This window comes from Maritimibacter alexandrii (assembly GCF_005871115.1).
Lineage (GTDB): Bacteria > Pseudomonadota > Alphaproteobacteria > Rhodobacterales > Rhodobacteraceae > Maritimibacter > Maritimibacter alkaliphilus.
Window position 1 is genome coordinate 609,246 of sequence record NZ_SWKQ01000013.1, and the last position, 18,629, is coordinate 627,874.

The 18,629-nt window shown below is 65.5% G+C and carries 21 protein-coding genes; 2 read left to right on the forward strand and 19 right to left on the reverse strand.

The features are described 5' to 3' along the window. Positions 1-3: 3 nt before the first annotated feature. The 7 genes from FCT00_RS15595 to FCT00_RS15625 all read right to left on the reverse strand — a co-directional run bounded on the left by FCT00_RS15595 (position 4) and on the right by FCT00_RS15625 (position 8,061). Entirely contained in the window at positions 4-912 is a 909-nt protein-coding gene (locus FCT00_RS15595; protein WP_040884677.1) for a sulfite exporter TauE/SafE family protein, read from the reverse strand. Positions 913-975: 63 nt separating this feature from the next. Further along, on the reverse strand, positions 976-1,779 hold the full coding sequence (locus FCT00_RS15600) for a purine-nucleoside phosphorylase (protein ID WP_138423740.1): 804 nt from the start codon (positions 1,777-1,779) through the stop codon (positions 976-978). A gap of 65 nt (positions 1,780-1,844) precedes the next feature. Beyond that, positions 1,845-3,347 carry a glucosylglycerol-phosphate synthase gene (ggpS, locus tag FCT00_RS15605; RefSeq protein WP_138423741.1) on the reverse strand — a complete coding sequence of 501 codons (1,503 nt, stop codon included), beginning with the start codon at positions 3,345-3,347 and terminating at the stop codon, positions 1,845-1,847. Position 3,348: 1 nt separating this feature from the next. Further along, the gene (locus tag FCT00_RS15610) at positions 3,349-4,134 is read right to left on the reverse strand and encodes an HAD-IIB family hydrolase (RefSeq protein ID WP_138423742.1); all 786 of its coding nucleotides are present in this window, start codon (positions 4,132-4,134) and stop codon (positions 3,349-3,351) included. Between the two features lie 11 nt (positions 4,135-4,145). Then, positions 4,146-5,267 (reverse strand): NAD(P)H-dependent glycerol-3-phosphate dehydrogenase, encoded by a 1,122-nt coding sequence (locus FCT00_RS15615; RefSeq protein WP_235889113.1) that lies wholly within the window; start codon positions 5,265-5,267, stop codon positions 4,146-4,148. Between the two features lie 272 nt (positions 5,268-5,539). Further along, a complete protein-coding gene (locus FCT00_RS15620) occupies positions 5,540-6,703 on the reverse strand; it encodes a polysaccharide biosynthesis/export family protein (RefSeq protein WP_008330967.1) in 1,164 nt (387 codons plus the stop codon). 218 nt (positions 6,704-6,921) lie between these two features. Next, the gene (locus FCT00_RS15625) at positions 6,922-8,061 is read right to left on the reverse strand and encodes an alpha-D-ribose 1-methylphosphonate 5-triphosphate diphosphatase (RefSeq protein WP_138423743.1); all 1,140 of its coding nucleotides are present in this window, start codon (positions 8,059-8,061) and stop codon (positions 6,922-6,924) included. A gap of 77 nt (positions 8,062-8,138) precedes the next feature. Here FCT00_RS15625 and FCT00_RS15630 point away from each other — a divergent pair, with 77 nt between their 5' ends. Next, positions 8,139-8,828, forward strand: coding sequence for a DUF1045 domain-containing protein (locus FCT00_RS15630; RefSeq protein ID WP_138423744.1), 690 nt, complete (start codon positions 8,139-8,141; stop codon positions 8,826-8,828). On the opposite strand, the gene phnN is transcribed toward FCT00_RS15630, so the two are convergent. The 8 genes from phnN to phnG are packed head-to-tail and all read right to left on the reverse strand — an operon-like array spanning position 8,810 to position 14,367. Then, positions 8,810-9,355, reverse strand: a complete 546-nt coding sequence (gene phnN / locus FCT00_RS15635; RefSeq protein ID WP_138423745.1) for a phosphonate metabolism protein/1,5-bisphosphokinase (PRPP-forming) PhnN — start codon at positions 9,353-9,355, stop codon at positions 8,810-8,812. The two genes, FCT00_RS15630 and phnN, sit on opposite strands and share 19 nt — an antisense overlap. Continuing rightward, on the reverse strand, positions 9,352-10,035 hold the full coding sequence (gene phnL, locus FCT00_RS15640; RefSeq protein ID WP_138423746.1) for a phosphonate C-P lyase system protein PhnL: 684 nt from the start codon (positions 10,033-10,035) through the stop codon (positions 9,352-9,354). The genes phnN and phnL overlap by 4 nt, the downstream gene beginning before the upstream one ends. Positions 10,036-10,037: 2 nt before the next feature. Further along, positions 10,038-10,808, reverse strand: coding sequence for a phosphonate C-P lyase system protein PhnK (gene phnK, locus FCT00_RS15645; protein WP_138423747.1), 771 nt, complete (start codon positions 10,806-10,808; stop codon positions 10,038-10,040). After that, positions 10,808-11,668, reverse strand: coding sequence for an alpha-D-ribose 1-methylphosphonate 5-phosphate C-P-lyase PhnJ (locus tag FCT00_RS15650; RefSeq protein ID WP_138423748.1), 861 nt, complete (start codon positions 11,666-11,668; stop codon positions 10,808-10,810). Before FCT00_RS15650 ends, phnK begins: the two co-directional genes overlap by 1 nt. After that, on the reverse strand, positions 11,665-12,267 hold the full coding sequence (locus FCT00_RS15655) for an HAD family hydrolase (protein ID WP_138423749.1): 603 nt from the start codon (positions 12,265-12,267) through the stop codon (positions 11,665-11,667). Before FCT00_RS15655 ends, FCT00_RS15650 begins: the two co-directional genes overlap by 4 nt. Beyond that, complete coding sequence (locus FCT00_RS15660; RefSeq protein ID WP_138423750.1) at positions 12,264-13,352, reverse strand: carbon-phosphorus lyase complex subunit PhnI; 1,089 nt, start codon at positions 13,350-13,352, stop codon at positions 12,264-12,266. Before FCT00_RS15660 ends, FCT00_RS15655 begins: the two co-directional genes overlap by 4 nt. Then, positions 13,352-13,921 carry a phosphonate C-P lyase system protein PhnH gene (phnH, locus tag FCT00_RS15665; RefSeq protein ID WP_138423751.1) on the reverse strand — a complete coding sequence of 190 codons (570 nt, stop codon included), beginning with the start codon at positions 13,919-13,921 and terminating at the stop codon, positions 13,352-13,354. Before phnH ends, FCT00_RS15660 begins: the two co-directional genes overlap by 1 nt. Further along, the gene (gene phnG, locus FCT00_RS15670; protein ID WP_138423752.1) at positions 13,921-14,367 is read right to left on the reverse strand and encodes a phosphonate C-P lyase system protein PhnG; all 447 of its coding nucleotides are present in this window, start codon (positions 14,365-14,367) and stop codon (positions 13,921-13,923) included. The genes phnH and phnG overlap by 1 nt, the downstream gene beginning before the upstream one ends. A gap of 92 nt (positions 14,368-14,459) precedes the next feature. Between phnG and phnF the strand changes: the two genes are divergently transcribed. After that, the gene (gene phnF, locus FCT00_RS15675) at positions 14,460-15,173 is read left to right on the forward strand and encodes a phosphonate metabolism transcriptional regulator PhnF (RefSeq protein WP_138423753.1); all 714 of its coding nucleotides are present in this window, start codon (positions 14,460-14,462) and stop codon (positions 15,171-15,173) included. On the opposite strand, the gene FCT00_RS15680 is transcribed toward phnF, so the two are convergent. The 4 genes from FCT00_RS15680 to phnE (FCT00_RS15695) are packed head-to-tail and all read right to left on the reverse strand — an operon-like array spanning position 15,170 to position 18,624. Beyond that, on the reverse strand, positions 15,170-15,787 hold the full coding sequence (locus tag FCT00_RS15680) for an LbetaH domain-containing protein (RefSeq protein ID WP_138423754.1): 618 nt from the start codon (positions 15,785-15,787) through the stop codon (positions 15,170-15,172). The two genes, phnF and FCT00_RS15680, sit on opposite strands and share 4 nt — an antisense overlap. Beyond that, entirely contained in the window at positions 15,787-16,425 is a 639-nt protein-coding gene (locus FCT00_RS15685; RefSeq protein WP_138423755.1) for an SDR family NAD(P)-dependent oxidoreductase, read from the reverse strand. Before FCT00_RS15685 ends, FCT00_RS15680 begins: the two co-directional genes overlap by 1 nt. Position 16,426: 1 nt before the next feature. Further along, positions 16,427-17,773 (reverse strand): phosphonate ABC transporter, permease protein PhnE, encoded by a 1,347-nt coding sequence (phnE, locus tag FCT00_RS15690; protein WP_138423756.1) that lies wholly within the window; start codon positions 17,771-17,773, stop codon positions 16,427-16,429. After that, positions 17,773-18,624 (reverse strand): phosphonate ABC transporter, permease protein PhnE, encoded by an 852-nt coding sequence (phnE, locus tag FCT00_RS15695; protein ID WP_138423757.1) that lies wholly within the window; start codon positions 18,622-18,624, stop codon positions 17,773-17,775. The genes phnE (FCT00_RS15690) and phnE (FCT00_RS15695) overlap by 1 nt, the downstream gene beginning before the upstream one ends. Positions 18,625-18,629 lie beyond the last annotated feature (5 nt).

Sequence of the window (18,629 nt, forward strand, 5' to 3'; positions counted from 1 at the left end):
CCCTCAGCCCTCCGTCCCGATCGAATAGAGTTCCTTGGGTTCGACCAGCAGGCCCACGGCAAGGTTCAGGCAGACCCCAACCACCAATAGGGCGAGCAGGATGCGCGTCTGCTCAGCCTTGATCCTCAGCCCGATCCGCGCCCCGACCTGTGCGCCGATCACGCCGCCGACGATCAGCAGCACGGCCAGACCGATATCGACCGTATGATTTTCCCATGCGTGCATCAGGGTGGTAAAGGCCGCGACGAAGATAATCTGGAACAGCGAGGTTCCGACGACGACCTTGGTGGGCATCCCGAGGATATAGATCATCGCGGGCACCATGATGAACCCGCCGCCGACGCCCATGATGGCCGACAGCACGCCCACCCCGAAGCCCACGAGAACCGGGGGGATCACCGAGATATAAAGCCCCGAGGTGCGGAATTTCGACTTGATCGGCAGGTTGTGGACCCAGTTGTGCTTCTTGCGCTTCGGCGCGGCCATCCGGCGCGACCGCATGAGCGCACCGACGCTTTCGATCAGCATCAGCGTGCCGATGATTCCGAGGAAGACGACGTAGGACAGCGTGACGAGCAGATCGACCTGCCCGATGGACCTGAGATAGGCGAAAAGCTGAACACCGGCGGCGGCTCCGACAAGGCCGCCGCTTAGCAGCACGCAACCCATCTTAAGATCGACGGTCTTTCGCTTGAGGTGGGCCAGAACGCCCGACACCGATGACGCGACGATCTGGTTCGTGCCCGTCGCCACGGCTACGGCGGGTGGAATGCCGATCATGAACAGCAGGGGCGTCATCAGAAAGCCGCCGCCGACCCCGAACATGCCCGAGAGCACCCCCACCAAACCACCCAGCCCCAAGAGCAGGAAGGCGTTGACCGAAACCTCGGCGATGGGGAGGTAGATCTGCATATTCATCTCCTGCGCCAACTTGCCGCGGTTGTCCAGATGACCGGGCGGGCGCAGTGGTGATTTCTAGGCCTTTTCTGAAAGATACCTGCGGATGAGGCGTTCAAGCTTTTCGGCACCCGCGACGGCCATCTTCTTGGTATGGGCGTGGGAGAGTTTCTCGTCCGACATGCCTTCGGCCATGTTCGTGATCGCCGAGATCGCCGCAACCTCGAGCCCAAAGAACCGGGCGAGGATCACCTCCGGCACGGTCGACATGCCCACTGCGTCGCCCCCCAGCATCTTGATCGCGCGAATTTCCGCGGGCGTTTCAAACGAGGGGCCGGAAAACCACGCATAGGTGCCTTCGGCGAGCGTGATGTTCTCGGCCACGGCGGCATCGTGCAGCGCCTTGCGCATCGGTTCCGAATAGGCGTCGCCCAGCGGCACGAAACGCGCATCCGTCGCCTCGCCGATCAGGGGGTTGGCGCCTGCGAAGTTGATGTGGTCGGTCAGCATCAGCAACTCGCCCGGCGGCACGTCGAGCCGCGTCGATCCGGCGGCATTCGTCAGCAACAGCGTCTTTGCGCCCAGTGCCTTCAGCACTTCGAGCGGCAGGCGCATCTCCGCCGGGTTGCCATGCTCGTAGTAATGCGCGCGCGCACCGAAGATGGCCACGCGGGTGCCCAGCAGATCCCCGACCACGAGCTTGGGGTTGTGTCCCGACACGCCCGGCTGGGGGAAGCCCTGAAGATCGGAATAGGGGATCGCGGTTCCCTTGACCGCATCGGCAAGGTGGCCGAGACCCGAGCCGAGGATCAGCCCCATTTCGACCGGCGCGTCTCCGGCTTTGCTTCGGATGAAATCGGCCAGCGTGGCGGCGTCGGACATGGGTCACCTCGTCGTTTTCGCCACCCTAGTCGCGACAAGTGGCACGGGTCCAGCCCGCCCGCACGTCAGGCGGCGTTGGCGCGCGCCGCCCTGGCGGCGTCACCGCCGAGAGCCTGCATCTGGTGATCGGCCCAGAACCGGATATCGTATTTGTGGACCGTCTCGCGCAGGGCCTTCATCCGGTCCTTGCGCTCCACCTCCTCCATCGCCAGCGCCTGTTCGATCGCGCTGTCCATCGAGCGGGCGGAGAACGGGTTGGTGAGCAGGGCCGAACGCATCTCGACCGCCGCGCCGGCGAATTCCGAAAGCACCAGCACGCCGTCACCATCGACCCGCGCGGCGGCGAATTCCTTGGCGACAAGATTCATGCCGTCGGCAAGCGGCGTGATCCACGCGACATCGGCGGCCCGGTAATAGGCCACCAGATCGGTGAACGGGATCGCGCGCGAGATAAGCGCGATGGGCTGCCAGTCGAGCGTGCCGAACCGCCCGTTGATCCGCCCCGCCATCTGCTCCAGATCGGCCTGAATGTTCTCATAGACGGTCATGTTCTGGTTCGCGGGCACCGACACATGCATGAGCTTCACCTTGCCCAGCATGTCGGGGTTGGCCTCCAGAATACGCTCGAAGCTTTCCAACTGGTCGATCCCGCCCTTTGTGTAATCGGTGCGCCCGACCGACAAAAGCAGACGACGCTCGCCCAGTTCCGCGCGGATTTCGGCGGCCATCCTGTCGGTTTCGGGCCGTTGGGACACCTCTTCGATGTAATCGGCGTCCACCCCGACCGGCGAGGCTTGGACCCGGATCTTGTGACCACGGAATTCGAGTTCCGATGGCACCGACACTTCGGTAAGGGCCGAGAATTCCGAGGCGAAGTCGTCCTCGACCTTCTGCCGCCGCGTCACGTCCACCTCGAACATCGACCGCGCGGCCGAGACGAAATTCGCCACGTAACGCGGGATGTGGAAACCGACCACGTCGCAGGCCAGAAGGCTTTCGAGGATTTCCTTGCGCCACGGCAGCACGTTGAACATATCCGCCGAGGGAAACGGCGTGTGGTGGAAGAAACTGATCTTCACGTCCGGGCGAAGCTGGCGCAGATAGCCCGGCACCAGCCAAAGGTTGTAGTCGTGGACCCAGACCACGGCACCGTCCGCGGCTTCCGCCGCGGCGGCCTCGGCAAAGGCCCAGTTCACCTCGCGAAACGTGGGCCAGTCCACGGGGTCGTAATTGTAGCGTTCCTTGAATCCGTGAAGGATCGGCCAGAACGCCTCTTTCGACGACACCTCATAGAAGCTCTTCACCTGCTCGCGGGTCAGCGGCAGGCGCGTCACGCCATAGGTGCCGAAATCGTCCTCGATCTCGATCCGGCGTTCGAAGTCGGGTTTGTTCTGGTCTTCGGCCTCTTTCCACGCGACCCAAGACCCCTTGTCGAAACGGCCGAAGAAGCTTTTCAGCGTCGGCACGATCCCGTTCGGGCTCTTGTTCTCGTGGTATTCGATTTTCCCGTCGACCTCGACCTCCGTATAGGGCTGGCGGTGGTAGACGATGACGAGGTTCGAGGACATCTCAGGCTCCTAGCGGTTTTTCATAGGGCACCTTGGGGTGCAGGTCGAAGGCGGCGATGGCTTCCATGATGCCCGCCGCACCATGTGCGGTGGCGTAGTGGACATGCGGCAGATGCGCGACGCGGGACACGAGTTCGGGCTCGGAGTTGCCGACGGCCACGGCGGGCAGCCCGCATTCGAGCATGGACAGATCGTTGAGCGTGTCGCCCGCGACCAGAACCCGGCTTTCCTCCATCCCGAGGTGTTCGACCAGCCGCCGGATCGACGGCCCTTTCGAGACCCCCTTGGGCAACACGTCGAAATAGCGATTGTCGGAGATGAGCCAGTCCAGCCCCATCGCCTCGACCCGCGTCTTGGCGGACTCGTCGAAGGTTTCGGGGGAAAGGTCGTAGCTCACCCGATAGCGAAATTCGGTCGGCTGAAGCGTCAGGCCCGGCGAACCACCCAGCTTGGCGCGCACGGTGTCGCCCATGTCGCGCCAGCGGGTCGCGATATCTTCTTCGAGCGCGGCGATGGGCGTGACGGCCCCGTCCTTCACTCTGGCGATGGTGGTGCCCACGTCACCGACGACGTATTCCGGCCACGGCAAGGCACCGCTCGCACACATCTCGGCGATGAACTTGGGATCGCGCCCGGTGACGAAGATCAGGCCGACGGTCTCGCGGTTCGTCTCGATCCAGTCATAAAGCCGTCTGCGGTCCGCCTCGGCCCCACCGAGGAAAGTGCCGTCCAGATCGGTGGCGAGCGTAAAGGTCCGCGCGGCGAGCGACGTGACCGGGGTGGTCATGGCGGCAAGGTTCATCGGGTCACTCCAAAGTCCAGTCGGGCGGACGGGCTGGGATGGTCGAGAAGGATGTCGAGCGCACGGGGTTCGGCCTCGATGGGCCTGCGCCACAGCGCCGAAAAGCTGTCTTCCAGATCCGCGCCTTCGTGCAGCACGGCATTCACCGTTTCGCAGATCGGCATCGGCACACCGATCCGACGGGCAAGGTCGATGACGGACACGGCGTTCACCTCGCCTTCGACGACGACCGGCTTGCCGTCGAAGCAGTCGGGGCGGGCGATCCCCTGCCCCAGTTGCGTGCCGAGCGACATGTTGCGCGACGTGGCGGAGGAGCAGGTGAGGGTCAGATCCCCTGCCCCGGCCAGCCCCGTGACCGTCTCACGCCGACCGCCCAGCGCCTCGGCCAATTGCTTCATCTCGTCGATCCCGCGGGTGATGAGCGCGGCGCGTGTGTTCTCGGCGAACCCCGCCCCCGACATCATGCCGCACGCGATGGCGATGACGTTCTTCACCGCACCCCCGACCTCGACGCCGACAAGGTCGTCCGAGACATAGGGCCGGAAACCGCCGCCCGACAGCGACACCGCGAGACGCGCGGCAGGGCTGGCATGCGGGTCGAGACGGTCGGCATAGCTGAACGGAAACGCCACGGTCGCGGCGGTGGGATGATCGAGCGCGGTTTCGCGCGCGAAGGTCGGGCCGGATACGGCACCAACGGGATGGCCCGGCAACATCTCCGACACCACTTCGGAGAGCAAAAGACCGGCGCCGCGCTCGATCCCCTTGCAGGCCAGTGCGATGGGGATGCCCAGCGGAATATGCGGGGCCATCGCGGTGCAGATGTCGCGCAGGGTCGAGGATGGGGTGACGATCAGTACGGCTTCCGCCCCGGCCAGCGCGTCGCCGATCACACCCGTCGCACGGATACCGGGGGGCAGGTCTATGTCGGGAAGGTAATCGTGGTTCTCGCCCCGCAGGTTGATCGCTTCGGCCAATTCGGCGCGGCGCGACCAGAGCGAAACGTCGCGCCCGGAGCGGGCGAGAACGGTGGCAAGGGCTGTGCCCCACGATCCGGCACCGATCACGGCGACGCGGGAAAAGGGCTCGGATGACGGCTGTCTGTCGCTGTCTTTCATCTGCTCGGGCCTGAGACCCTTCGGATTGTCGTTGCTCGGCCGACCGTGGGGCGGATCGGCCCAGGGAGCCCGGGAGTGGCTCACCGAATGCTACGCAATCAACCCCTCATCCGCCCGGATCACGGGGGCGCGCAGCGTTATGAACATGAGGGTAGCCGGTTCCCGCCCCTCCGCAAGGCAACGCTGCCGTGCAGCATCGGGTTCCGCGAAGGGACGAAAAAGTTCACCCGCGCCTGACGATGGCGCGGGCGCATTGCACAATTTTTGTGCGGTTACGGAGTGAAGCGCGCGACGCCCGCCGTCACATCGTTGATCGTGCCGGACCCGAGGCCGACCAGCGTCAGGAACTTCTGAAGCTCGGTCGAGGGCGCGCCGGAGACGTACAGGATGTCGTCCTCGAGCACATCGAACCGCTGGGCGAGGAACAGGGTGTTCGGGTCGCGCAGGTTCGCCCGATAAACGACGTTGACGTAGCCGTTCGGGTTCTTGATCGGGAAGCCCGGGTCGAGTTTACGGGCGAGCGAGGCATGCTCGCGACGCAGCAGGAACACCCCACGGGGGTCTGAGAGCACGTTGATGAGACCGCCCGCCTTCGCAACCGCCTTTTCCAGCGTGATCCCGTCGGTCGAGAAATCGACCAGTGTGTTGCGGCCCGTGGCACCGAGGGCGGTGAACGTCTGGATCTCGCGCACCACGGTGATCGTGTCGCCGGGGCGGGCATAGATGTTCTCGGACGGGTCGTTGATGAGCTTGCCCATCGCGATCGACAGGGTGCGCCCGCCGCGCGTGAGCGTCACCTTGGTCTCGTCCGTGGGTGCCCGCGCGCCGCCCGCCGCCGCGATCACGTCGAGAATACGATCCCCGGCCTGCGTCAGCGGAATGCGGCGGCCGTTCACGACCTCGCCGGTCACGGTCACGGTGTTCGAGACGTTCTGGTTCACCGACACGATGGCCTGCGGCTCGATCGCCTTGCCCTGAAGCGCCTCGACGATCTTGGTCTCGGCCTCGGACAGCATCAGACCGGCAACGGTCACGCGGCCGGCATAGGGAATGGTGATCGCGCCGTCACGCTCCACCACCTGCGCCGGAATACCCGTGGCACGCGACCCGGTGGTGCCGGGCGCGCCTGTCGCGAACAGACCGCCGCCGTTCGCCTCCCAGATCGAAACGCTGACGGCATCGCCGACGCCGATCCGGTACTGCCCGGCCCCGCGATAGGCACCGCCAAGGCTGCCGAAGCTCTGCACGCCACGCCCTTCGAGCAATTGCACGACACGCGGGGTCAGGTCGGCGACGATGAACCCTTCGGAGACCGCCGTCGGCATCCGGTTTTCTTCCATTTCAAAGGCCTGCGTGGTCGGCCCCTGGTTCGGAAGGATCGAACAGGCGCTCAGAAGAACCGACAGGACGAGCGGAAGAATACGGGAAAAAGTCATACGGTGTTCCGGTTGCGCGATACGAGGTTCGAATCGCGGCTCACGCCCGTGGTCGCACGGCGGAGCAAGGTTGTTTTCGTTATGGTGCAGCGCGTGTGCATGACCATCCCCCCGGATATCACCGGGGTTATGTGGCAGGAAAAAACCGGGTTGGCAATTGCCCCACGGCACTCTCTCGCCGAGGGGTTTCCCGGGTGCAACAGGCACCCGGCGGCCTGTCAGCCGACCTGCTTGCCGTGCGACCAGACCCCGCGCACGACCGGCGTGCCCTGCACCTGCCCGACCCGAACGAGGTCGCCGTGCAGGCCCGCGGCGATCCGGCCACGGTCGGTCAGGTTCGCCGCGCGGGCCGGATTGGCTGTGACCGTGGCGATGGCGCGCGGCAGGTCATCCCACAAATCGGCCAGCAGGAAGGCCGAGGTCATGAGCGCGGAGGGCACGTAATCGGACGACACGATATCGAGCAGACCCGCTTCGGCCAGTTCATGCGCCGCCACGTTGCCCGAATGCGACCCGCCCCGGATCAGGTTGGGCGCGCCCATCATCACCTGAATGCCATTTGCATGGCAGGCTTCGGCGGCTTCGAAGGTCGTTGGAAACTCCGCCAGCCCCATGCCGTGCGCGGCCGACACAGCGACGTGTTGCGCCGTCGTGTCGTCATGGCTCGCCAAAACCGCGCCGTATCGCCGGGCATGGGCGACGGCTTCCACTTCGTGCCGATCCGCGTTGTTGGCTTGAAGCGATTTCAGATGCGATACATGCGCGTCGAACTCGTCATCAGTCATGCTGCGCTTCTTGGCCACATATTGCTTGAGCTTGGAAATATCGCGGAATTGCCGCTGCCCCGGCGTGTGATCCATCAGGCTCACGATCCCGACACGGTCGTCGGGGCCGAATTCCTCCATCTCCTCGACCAGCGTTTCCGAGCAGATTTCCGCCCGAAGGTGCACGAAATGGCTGATCCGCAGCGCGCCCATCTGGCGCATCGCGAAAATCTCGCTCGCCACCTTGCGCGCGTATTTTTCGTACCGCCCTTTTCCGGTGTGGATCGACCCCACGCGCAGCGCATCGAACACGGTGGTGATGCCCACGCTGGCCAGTTCGCCGTCATGGGCGAGGATCGCGGCGGCATGGGGCCAGTCCACGTTCGGCCGCGGCTCCAGATGGCGTTCGAGGTTGTCGGTGTGCAACTCGATAAGACCGGGGATCAGCAGATCGCCCGCCACATCCACCGCACCCGGCACCGCCGTCGCGCCATGATCGACCGACGCGATCCGTCCGTCGCGGATCGTCACGCTGCCGCGTATCACCTCATCGGCGAGCACGATTTGGGCATTGGTGAAAATGAGGTCGGTCATGGAAGCCTCCGCGGAATTCGGGGGTTGTGGCAGGGCTTTGTCACCGCAATGTGACAGTCTAAGCTTACAGGCCGAGCATGGAACAGTTTCAAAGATACGCCGTCTATTACGCCCCGGATCGGGGGCCGTTCGCACGCTTCGCTGCCGAATGGTTGGGCTGGTGCCCGCTGTCCGGCATCGAAAAGCCCCATCCCGACGTCGCGGGCCTGCCCCGCCCGGTCGAAGAGATCACGCGCACACCCCGCAAATACGGGTTTCACGGCACGATCAAGCCGCCCTTCCGGCTGGCGGACGGTTCCAGCCCCGAGGCGCTCCAGGACGACCTGTCGGCGCTGGCCCGGCGTCTGGCGCCGGTCCGGATGGAGGGGCTTGCCCTGAAAGGGCTGGGCGGCTTCGTGGCGCTGGTGCCGGAGGGCGACACATCCGCCCTCGCCCATCTGGCGGGGGAGGTGGTCGAGGCGCTCGACCGTCACCGCGCCCCGGCACCCGCATCGGAAATCCAGCGACGGCGCGCGGCCGGTCTGACCCCGAGACAGGACGAGTTGCTGATGCGCTGGGGCTACCCTTACGTGATGGACGAGTTTCGGTTCCATCTGACGCTGACCGGCAAGCTGGACCCGGACGAGGCCGCGCGCACGATGGCCGCGCTCGACCCGCATCTCACGCCGCTCCTGCCGCGCCCGTTCGCGCTGCGCGATCTGTGCCTTTTCGGAGAGGACGAGACGGGGCGGTTCCAGTTGATCCAACGCTACGCCCTCACCGGCTGAAGCGCGGCCCGCACCGCCAGCACGGCCCGCTCCAAAGCGCCCGAATTGTCGATCTCGGTCACGCGCAGCCCGGAGGGGAGCGGCAGTTTCGCCCGTGCGAGCCGCTGGGCGATCTGATCCTCGCTCTCACGCCCCCGCGCCCGCAGCCGGGCCGACAGCACATCGTCGGTCGCCGTGATCGACAGCACCCGCAGACCGGGGAACACCTTGACCGCCTCTGCGAGCATGGCGCGCGAGCCGTTGAAGAGAACGGGCCGCCCGGCGCCAAGGTCGTCATAGATCGACACCGGGATGCCGTAGGCCAGACCATGCGCCTCCCAATCCAGCGCAAAGGCGCCCGCCGCTTTCATCGCCGCGAACGCCGCGCGGTCCACGCCCTCGAATGCCTCGCCTCCGGCCTCGGCGGGCCGCGTGATGACCCGGCGCACCAGCACGACCCTAGGGTCGGCGGCGCGCACCGCCTCCATCACCGTGTCCTTACCGACGCCCGAGGGGCCGACGACCGCGAAGGGGCCGATCACTCTCATGCCGCGCGCCTTGGGGTGAACGCCGACACGTCGACCTCGCGATCCGCCACGCGGTCCCGCGCGGGCGCGTCGTGGAAGATGCCGACGATGGCCGCCCCCCGCGCCTTGGCCTCTTCGATCAGGCTCAGCACGGTTTCGCGGTTCGTCGCGTCGAGCGAGGCGGTGGGTTCATCGAGCAGCATCGCCGGATAGCGATGCGCAAAGCCCCGCGCGATGTTCACCCGCTGCTGTTCGCCGCCTGAAAAGGTCGTGGGCGACAGACCCCAGAGCGTTTCGGGAATGTTGAGCCGCGCCAGCAGCTCTTCGGCCCGCGCCCGCGCCGCGTCGCGCGCAACACCCACGGCCAACATCGGCTCTGCCACCACATCAACCGTTGCCACACGCGGCACCACGCGCAGGAATTGCGACACATACCCGAGCGTATGGCGACGCAGCGCGATGATCTCGCGCGGGGCGGCGGTGGCCACGTCCGTGTCGCCCACCATGATCGACCCGGAGGCCGCAAGGTAGTTGCCGTAGATCATCCGCATCAGCGTGGACTTGCCCGCGCCCGAGTTGCCGGTGAGCGCCACGCACTCCCCCGGCTCTACGACAAAGCTGGCGTTCGCCATGACCGGGATCACCGTGCCGCCCTGATTGTGCAGCGTGAAGGATTTCGAGACGTTTTCGATACGGATCATCATCACACCTGCAAGACGGAGGACACGAGGAGTTGGGTATAGCCGTGCTGCGGATCATCGAGCACCTGATCGGTCAGCCCCGCCTCGACCACGCGGCCCGATTTCATCACCATCAGCCGGTCGGCCAGCAGCCGCACCACGGCAAGGTCATGGGTCACGATGATGGCCGAAAGCCCCATCTCCCGCACCAGCCCGCGCAACAAGTCCAGCAGCCGCGCCTGAACGCTTACGTCCAGCCCGCCGGTGGGTTCGTCCATGAACACCAGCCGTGGCCCGGTGACGAGGTTGCGCGCGATCTGAAGCCGCTGCTGCATCCCGCCGGAAAACGCACGCGGGCGATCGTCGATCCGGTCCGCCGCGATCTCGACCCGGCCAAGCCAGTCGGTCGCGCTGTCGCGAATGTCGCCGTAGTGCCGCGCACCCACGGCCATCAGCCGCTCGCCCACATTGCCACCCGCCGAGACCGACATGCGCAGCCCGTCGCGCGGGTTCTGGTGAACAAAGGCCCAGTCGGTGCGGCCAAGCATCCGCCGCTCAGGCTCGGACATGGTCAGCGTGTCGCGCGGGCCGTCCGTGCGGGTGTCAAAGATCACCTCGCCCCGGTCCGGTGCCAGATGCCCCGCAAGGCAGTTCAGAAGCGTCGATTTCCCCGACCCGGATTCACCGACGATCCCCATGACCTCACCGGGGAACAGATCGAAACTCACATCGGTACAACCGATGCGCGCGCCATAGCTCTTGTGGATGTCGCGCACGGACAAAAGCGGGGTCATCAGGCGGCCTCCTCGGCGTTCAGGCGTCCGCGATGCCCGGCATCCTGCCGGCCCGCGCAGAAATCGGTATCGGAACAGACGAACATCCGCCCGCCCGCATCGTCGATGATGACCTCGTCCAGGTAGCTGTCTTCGGCCCCGCACAGGTCGCAGGGATGATCGGCCTTGGACGCTTCGAACGGATGATCCTCGAAATCGAGGCTAACCACGCGCGTATAGGGCGGGATCGCATAGATGCGCTGCTCGCGCCCGGCGCCGAAGAGTTGCAGCCCGGCCATCTCCATCTTCGGGTTGTCGAACTTGGGGATCGGGGACGGGTCCATCACATAGCGCCCCTCGACCTTCACCGGATAGGCATAGCTGGTCGCGATATGGCCGTGGCGCGAGATGTCCTCATAAAGCTTCACATGCATCAGCCCGTATTCCTCGAGCGCGTGCATCTTGCGCGTCTCGGTCTCGCGCGGTTCGAGGAACCTGAGCGGCTCGGGGATCGGCACCTGATAGACGAGGATCTGATCTTCGGTCAGCGGCTCTTCGGGAATGCGGTGACGGGTCTGGATCACTGTGGCCTCATTCGTGCGCTCGGTCGTCTCGACCCCGGCGGTGCGCTCGAAAAACTTGCGGATCGACACGGCGTTGGTCGTGTCGTCCGCGCCCTGATCGATCACCTTCAGCTTGTCCTCGGGCGTCAGACAGGCAGCCGACACCTGCACCCCGCCCGTGCCCCAGCCATAGGGCATCGGCATTTCGCGGCTGGCGAAGGGCACCTGATAGCCGGGGATCGCGACACCCTTGAGGATCGCGCGCCGGATCATCCGTTTGGTCTGTTCGTCCAGATAGGCGAAGTTGTAGTCGCTCATAGAAACCCCCTGTCGATCAGGTCGAGCCGCAGCACTTTGGGCGAGATGAACTGCGCCGCCTGCATCCCCATCGAACGCGCCGCTTCGACGTTCTTGATGCTGTCGTCGACAAAGAAACACGCCTCGGGCGCGACGCACGCACGGTCGCAGAAGAGCGCGAAGATCGCCGGGTCGGGTTTGGCCATGCGTTCCTCGCCCGACACGATGAGTGTGTCGAACACCTTGCTCAGACGCGGCTGCGCGGTCAGCCCGCGCGGCCACGTTTCCGCCGACCAGTTGGTGATGGCGTGAACCGGCGTGCCGTTTTCCTTCATCGCATCCAAAAGCGCCCAGCTGCCCTTGATCTTGCGCTGCACGGTCAGGGGATAGGCGTCGAGGTATCCTGTGAAAATCTCGCGATCCCGCGCGTCTTCGATCTCATCCGCCAGATCGGCAAAGCTCTCGCCCGCGTCGGCCCGCGCGTTCTTGTCGCGAAAGCCCACACGTTCCATGAACCCCATCGCCGCCTCGCGCCCACCGCAGGCTTCGGCAAACGCCGCGACCGGGTCCCATTGGACAAGCACGCCGCCGATATCGAACACCATATGCGTCGGTTTCATTCGGCGACCTCCTTCATTGCGGCATCCTTCGCGTCGGCGCGGATACGCCGGACCAATTCCAACTCTGACTGGAAATCGACGTAATGCGGGAGCTTGATGTGTTCGAGGAAGCCGGTCGCCTGAATGTTGTCGGCATGGGAGAGCACGAATTCCTCGTCCTGCGCCGGGGCGCCGAGGTTGTCTTCGCCCAGTTCCGCCCACCGCAGCGCGCGGTCCACCAGCGACATGCTGATCGCCTTGCGCTCGGTCTGCCCGAAGACAAGGCCATAGCCCCGCGTAAACTGCGGCGGCTCGGATTTCGATCCGGTGAACTGGTTCACGGTCTCGCATTCGGTCAGCGTGATCTCTCCGATCTCGATGGCGAACCCCAGCTCGGGAATGTCCATCTCGACCGCCACTGTGCCGATGCGGAGCTCGCCCACGAACGGGTGGTTCTTGGCGTAGCCGCGCTGCGTGGAATAGGCCATCGACAGCACAAAGCCCTCGTCGCCCCGCGTGAGTGCCTGCAAGCGCAGCGCCCGATTGGCGGGGTACTCCATCGGCTGGCGGGTCATGTCGGGGGGCGTCTCATCCGAATGAGGCTCGGACTGGATCAACCCGTCCCGGTTCAGATACTCGGTGACGCGCGGCATGTCGGCCTCTGACGCTTCGGCCTCTGGCGCGTCCGGCACCTCACCATCGGCGGCCAGTTTGAAGTCGAGCAGACGGTGGGTGTAATCGAACGTCGGCCCAAGAACCTGCCCGCCCGGCACATCCTTGAACGTGGCCGAGATGCGCCGATCACAGGCCATCGCGCCGGTATCGACCGGCTTGGCGTGACCGATGCGCGGCAGCGTCGTGCGATAGGCGCGGATCAGGAAAATCGCCTCGATCAGATCGCCCCGTGCCTGTTTGATCGCGAGGGCTGCGAGGTCGGGATCGTAAAGCGAGCCCTCGGCCATGACCCGGTTCACGGCGAGGCTCATCTGTTCGCGGATCTGGTCGGTGCCAAGCTCGACCACGGCGGTGTCACCCCGCCGCTCCTCGGCCAGCCACGCATGGGCATTGTCGATGGCGCGCTCGCCACCTTTGACGGCGACATACATCAGCGATCCTCCACGCGGGTCGAGCGGGGCAGCGCGGCAAGGCGGCCCTCACAGGTGAACAGGCAATCCACGCCCAATGGAAAAAGTGCGGCGTTGCGGGCGAAAAAGCCGGTCTCGGGCAGGCTCAGATGCGCCTCGGCCTCGATCCCCGGTCCGGTCAGGCGCGCGCCTTCGGTGGTGAGCGTCCCGACCTCGACGATCAGGGTCGCGCTACGGTCCGGGTATTCCGGCGTCCCGATGGCAAAGCCCGTTTGCGGGGCGAGAGCCGCCCAGCTGCCCAGCGCGAACATCGCGTTTTCGCGATCCACCATAGGTGCGCCGATGTGGAAGGCGATCCACTGGCGGATCGCCGCGCCGTCATAGCCGGGGGCGAGGTAAAGCGGCGTCTCGCCGTCGCAAAGCGTCAGCATCAAAGTGGCGGCGGCGGGCGAGATCGGCGCGGGCGCGGCTCCGCCCAGAATGTCCACGATCTTGCCGGGCCGCGCCATCGCGTCCAGCACCGCGCGAAAGGCGCGCGCCGCCTCACGGGGCGCATCGGTGAAATCGCCGGAAAGCGCGTCGTCCAGCATCAGTCTTCCCCTCTGACCATTGTGAAGAAATCGACCTTGGTGGCCGCCGCCTTGGCCGCGCGCGTGGCCTTTTCGGACATGGCCGCCTTTGCCAGCGGGTCGAGCACCAGCGCCCGCAATGCTTCCGCGCGGTCGGTCTGCATCAGCGCATCGACCAGCGCCGCCCGTTCGGCATGGGCCTTGTCGCGCCCCTGCACGTAGCCATGCCCGACCTCGCCCGTCGCCAGCCGTAGCGCACAGCGGGTCACGGTCATCTCGCCCAGATTGAACGGCGCGCCGGTGCCGCCCATCCGGCCCCGGACCATGACGCCGCCGACCTCGGGCGCGCGCAGCCAGTCGAAGCCGGGGGCCTCCACCCCCGCCATCAACGCCGCCAGCCTCGCGGGCGGCGCCTTGGCCACCAGCCCCATCCGGGCCTGCCGCGCCGTGTCCGTCTTTTCCGTCATCTAGACACCTTGCCGATTTGTCTACGTTACTATACAACTAGACAAATCATAGGCTGACTCGTCGGCAGTGTCTTGTGAAAGTTCTGTGACGGATGGCGCGCACCCCGGTCTGGAAATCCATCGCCGCAACACTCGAGGACGAAATCCTCAAGGGGCATTACCGCCCCGGCGGCAAGCTCCCGACCGAGGCCGCTCTGGCCGCGCGGTTCGGCGTCAACCGCCACACGGTGCGCCATGCCATCGCGGATATGGCCGGGCGCGGCGTGGTCCGGTCGCGCCGCGGTTCCGGCGTCTTTGTCGAGACCGAGCCGACCGAGTATCCCATCGGCAAGCGCGTGCGCTTTCACCAGAACATCCGCGCTTCGGGCCGTCTGCCGCAAAAGACAGTGCTCAGGGTCGAAGAGCGCGGTGCGGATCTGACCGAGGCCAAGGCGTTGGAGATCGACCCCGGCGCGCCGGTCATCGTGTACGAGGGCCTGTCATTCGCCGAGGGCCAGCCCATCGCGCATTTCATCTCGGTCTTTCCCGCAGCCCCGGTTCCCGGTCTCGCCAAGACGTTGGAAGAGGTCTCGTCCGTCACCGAGGCGCTCAAGCGAAACGGCATCCCCGATTACGTGCGGTCTGAGACGCGTATCTCGGTGGACCACGCCACGCCCACGCAGGCGCTCCACCTCAAGATCGGCGCGGGCGACGCTTTGCTGAAGTCGGTGGGCGTCAACCGGACCGAAGGTGGATTGCCCATCGAGTTCGGCACCACATGGTTCGCGGGCGACAAGGTCACGCTGACCGTGATGGCCGAGGGCTAGGCGCCCTCGTATTTCTCCAAAAACGCCTCGGTCGGCATGGCGCGGAAATCGTCCAGCCGCGCGCGCAGGACCGCGTGCTCCCAGTCCCACCACCCGAGCGCCATCAGGCGCTCGGCGATGGGTCGGGCGAACCGGGCGCGCATCGGTTTCGCCGGGATGCCCGCAACGATCTGGTAGGGGTCCACGTCATGCGTCACCACCGCCATGCTCGCCACGACGGCGCCGTGCCCGATCCTGACCTCGGGCCGGATCACCGCCCCGTGGCCGATCCATGTGTCATGCCCGATATGGGCGAGGCGCGCCGCGCGCTTCTCGAAGAACCCGACATCGGCTTCGGCATCGTCGAAATAGTCGGGCGAGCGGTAGAGGAAGTGATGCAAGGACGGCTGGTCCATCGGGTGATCGGTCGGCCCGATCCGTGCAAACGCGGCGATGTTCGCGAACTTGCCGATCTCGACATTGGCGATGTCGGCGTAACGGTCGCAATAGGAATAGTCCCCGAACCGCGCGTTGTGGATACGGCTACCCAGCCCGATTTCGACATAGGCGCCAAAGGTCGCCTCCTTGATCTGACAATCCGGGTGAATGAACGGTGCCTCGCCCAGCCGTGCCATCAGAATGGTCTTTCCTCGCCGGTGAACTTGAAGAACTTGCCGGTATCGGACATCGACAAGCGTTCGATCAGACCCAGAATGCCCGTCGCCACCTCGTCGGGCGTCACATCCGCCTCGGGCCCGCCCATGTCGGTCTGCACCCAGCCCGGATCGACCAGCGCGACGGGGATACGGTCGGCGGCAAGATCGGTCGCCAGCCCCTGCATCACCTTGTTCACCGCCGCCTTGGACGCGCGATAGGCGATGCGGTCGGACTTGGCATAGCCCATCCACGCCATCTGGCTCGACACAGTGACGATCTTGCCCTGACCGCTGGCCCGCAACGCGGGCAGCACGGCCTGCGCCACCGCGAGCGGGGCAAGCGTGTTGATCGTCAGCGTCTCGGCGAACCCGTCGAAATCCATGTCGAGCGTCGACTGCCGGTCCGGCCCGATGATCCCTGCGTTGTTCACCAGCACGTCGATCCGGCCCAAACCGCCGAAGGCCCCGGCGACGGCGGCCACGTCCGACAGATCGCAGGCGATATCCGTGCCCGCGCCCGACCGGCTGTGCGTCACGACGTCATGCCCCTCAAGCCGCGCAGCCGCCACCAGCGCCGCGCCGATGCCACGGTTCGCCCCTGTCACCAGAATTCGCATGTCACTCTCCCTTGATCAGTTTCCGTCGGAGCCAACCGGACAAGCTGTCCATCAGCATCACGACGATCACGATCAGGATGATATAATAGGTGACCTCTTCCCAGTCCTTCTGGGTAATCATGGCCTGCGTGAGCAATAGCCCGATCCCACCGCCCGTGATCGCGCCGATGATCGTGGCGGACCGGGTGTTGGATTCGAGGAAATAGAGCACCTGCGACAACAGCACCGGCGTCACCTGCGGGATGACCCCGAAGCGGTAGCGTTGCACGGTCGACGCCCCGGTGGAGGCGACGCCGTCGATCTGTTTCTGATCCACGTTCTCCAGCGCCTCCGAGAACATCTTGCCGAAGCTGCCGGTATCCGTGAACAGGATCGCAAGTGCGCCGGTCATCGGGCCGGGGCCGAAGGCACGGCTGAGCAGGATCGTCCAGATCAGCGCGTCCACCCCCCGCAAAAAATCGAAGACACGGCGCAGGGCGAAACGCACGGGCATGAGCGGCGAGAAATTCTTGGCGGCGAGGAAGGCGACGGGGAGCGCGACGATGGCCGCGCCGAAGGTGCCGAGGAACGCCATAAGCACGGTTTCGAACAGCGCCCAAGCGACGTCCACATGCCGCCACATCGGGTTTTCCCAGAAATCATGCCACGCGCCTTCGATATTGCCGCGCGCCGGGTCGATCTGGTCGCCAAAGAGGATGTCGATAAACCCGTGGCCGGAATAGGGGCTGTCGAGCGTGAACCAGAAAAGCTCCCACCCCGGGAAATAATTGAATACCTCGGTCTTGTTGCGGGTCAGGGACAGCCGCCCCTCGTCCGTGGTGATGGCCATGCGTGCGCTGGACAGGTTGATCCAGTCCGGCACGTCGTCTTCGGGGATGTTGGTGACGACCGTGCGCCCTTCGATCTGGCCGCGAATGGTGCCGTATCCGGGCACCTCATAGGTCATCGCATTGTCCGGCAGGAAAGTGACGACATGCCCGGCGCCAAGGTCGATCACCGTTGTCTCGCCCTGCGCGTCCACCCAGCCCGGCACGATGCCGTCCGGGTAGGCCCCTTTGCGCTCACCTTCGATGGCGACACTGAGGTCGCCGGAGCGGTTGTCGCGAGTCACGTGGGTCTTGTAGCTCACCATATCCGCGACGAGCGTGCGCCCGTTCTGCACGTCGAATTTCAGCCGGTCGCGGTCGGGGATGTTCGAAGGGATGCCGAACATGTCGGGCGTCAGGATGTGGAACGCGAAGGCGACGTAGACCAGATAGGTCAGGACAACCGCCGGAAGCCCCCACGACAACAGCTTCTTGCGCCCGAACAGGCGATCCGCCTGTGCATATGCGGTAGCATCGTTCATCAATGCGCCCCCTCATGTGCCAGCCGGTTGCGGACGTGGCTTGAAATCTGGTCGAAGACGACGATGGTCAGGAACAGCAGGATGAAGATCGCCGCCGCCTCGTCGAACCGACCCTGCCCCCATGACATCGCGTTCTTAAGCTCGTATCCGATGCCGCCCGCGCCCACGAAGCCGAGGATGGCCGAGGCGCGGATGTTGATCTCGAACCGAAGCAGCGCGTAGCTGAAATAGTTGGGCGCGACCTGCGGCACGACGCCCAGCCACATGCGCTGACCCCATGTCGCCCCGACCGAGGCCAGCCCCTCGATAGGTTTGAGGTCGGCGTTCTCGTTCACTTCTGAGAACAGCTTGCCCAGCGCGCCGGAGGTGTGGAACGCGATGGCGATCATCGCGGGCACCGGGCCGCCGCCCAGCACGAAGATCAGGATCAGCGCGATGACGATCTCGGGCACCGCGCGCATCACGTCCATGATCCGGCGAAACACCGGGATCAGACGCGGCCAGCGGGCCATGCCGCGCGTGGACAGAAGCGACAGGATGAACCCCAGCGCCGCACCGATGATTGTCGAAGCCGCCGCGATGTTGAGCGTTTCGATAAGCGCCGGGAAGTATGCCACGAGGTGACCGGGCAACTGGTCCACCTTGGGGGCCGTGTCCGCGATCACGTCGGCGGGGAAGCCGAAGATATTCGGCAGCCCGGCCCAGAACCCGCCCGCGTTTCGGGCATCGGCCAGCATGAAGCCGGACACCATGAGCGCCACGAAAACGGCCAGCATGATGCCGCCGTACATCCGTTTGCGCCGGGTCATTTCGACGTAATGCGCGCGGGCGTCGAAGGGGATGTCGGTCATGGCGG

Excerpts from the sequence above, each read along its gene's own strand:
- FCT00_RS15630 (WP_138423744.1), top strand. The coding sequence starts at position 8,139 with ATGGAACAGTTTCAAAGATACGCCGTCTATTACGCCCCGGATCGGGGG.
- FCT00_RS15660 (WP_138423750.1), bottom strand. The coding sequence starts at position 13,352 with ATGTATGTCGCCGTCAAAGGTGGCGAGCGCGCCATCGACAATGCCCAT.
- ggpS (WP_138423741.1), bottom strand. The coding sequence starts at position 3,347 with ATGTCCTCGAACCTCGTCATCGTCTACCACCGCCAGCCCTATACGGAG.
- FCT00_RS15625 (WP_138423743.1), bottom strand. The coding sequence starts at position 8,061 with ATGACCGACCTCATTTTCACCAATGCCCAAATCGTGCTCGCCGATGAG.
- FCT00_RS15615 (WP_235889113.1), bottom strand. The coding sequence starts at position 5,267 with ATGAAAGACAGCGACAGACAGCCGTCATCCGAGCCCTTTTCCCGCGTC.
- phnN (WP_138423745.1), bottom strand. The coding sequence starts at position 9,355 with ATGAGAGTGATCGGCCCCTTCGCGGTCGTCGGCCCCTCGGGCGTCGGT.
- FCT00_RS15610 (WP_138423742.1), bottom strand. The coding sequence starts at position 4,134 with ATGACCACCCCGGTCACGTCGCTCGCCGCGCGGACCTTTACGCTCGCC.
- phnF (WP_138423753.1), top strand. The coding sequence starts at position 14,460 with ATGGCGCGCACCCCGGTCTGGAAATCCATCGCCGCAACACTCGAGGAC.
- FCT00_RS15600 (WP_138423740.1), bottom strand. The coding sequence starts at position 1,779 with ATGTCCGACGCCGCCACGCTGGCCGATTTCATCCGAAGCAAAGCCGGA.
- FCT00_RS15680 (WP_138423754.1), bottom strand. The coding sequence starts at position 15,787 with ATGGCACGGCTGGGCGAGGCACCGTTCATTCACCCGGATTGTCAGATC.
- FCT00_RS15685 (WP_138423755.1), bottom strand. The coding sequence starts at position 16,425 with ATGCGAATTCTGGTGACAGGGGCGAACCGTGGCATCGGCGCGGCGCTG.
- FCT00_RS15620 (WP_008330967.1), bottom strand. The coding sequence starts at position 6,703 with ATGACTTTTTCCCGTATTCTTCCGCTCGTCCTGTCGGTTCTTCTGAGC.
- phnE (WP_138423756.1), bottom strand. The coding sequence starts at position 17,773 with ATGAACGATGCTACCGCATATGCACAGGCGGATCGCCTGTTCGGGCGC.
- phnE (WP_138423757.1), bottom strand. The coding sequence starts at position 18,624 with ATGACCGACATCCCCTTCGACGCCCGCGCGCATTACGTCGAAATGACC.
- phnH (WP_138423751.1), bottom strand. The coding sequence starts at position 13,921 with ATGCTGGACGACGCGCTTTCCGGCGATTTCACCGATGCGCCCCGTGAG.
- FCT00_RS15655 (WP_138423749.1), bottom strand. The coding sequence starts at position 12,267 with ATGAAACCGACGCATATGGTGTTCGATATCGGCGGCGTGCTTGTCCAA.
- phnG (WP_138423752.1), bottom strand. The coding sequence starts at position 14,367 with ATGACGGAAAAGACGGACACGGCGCGGCAGGCCCGGATGGGGCTGGTG.
- FCT00_RS15650 (WP_138423748.1), bottom strand. The coding sequence starts at position 11,668 with ATGAGCGACTACAACTTCGCCTATCTGGACGAACAGACCAAACGGATG.
- FCT00_RS15595 (WP_040884677.1), bottom strand. The coding sequence starts at position 912 with ATGCAGATCTACCTCCCCATCGCCGAGGTTTCGGTCAACGCCTTCCTG.
- phnL (WP_138423746.1), bottom strand. The coding sequence starts at position 10,035 with ATGATCCGTATCGAAAACGTCTCGAAATCCTTCACGCTGCACAATCAG.
- phnK (WP_138423747.1), bottom strand. The coding sequence starts at position 10,808 with ATGACCCCGCTTTTGTCCGTGCGCGACATCCACAAGAGCTATGGCGCG.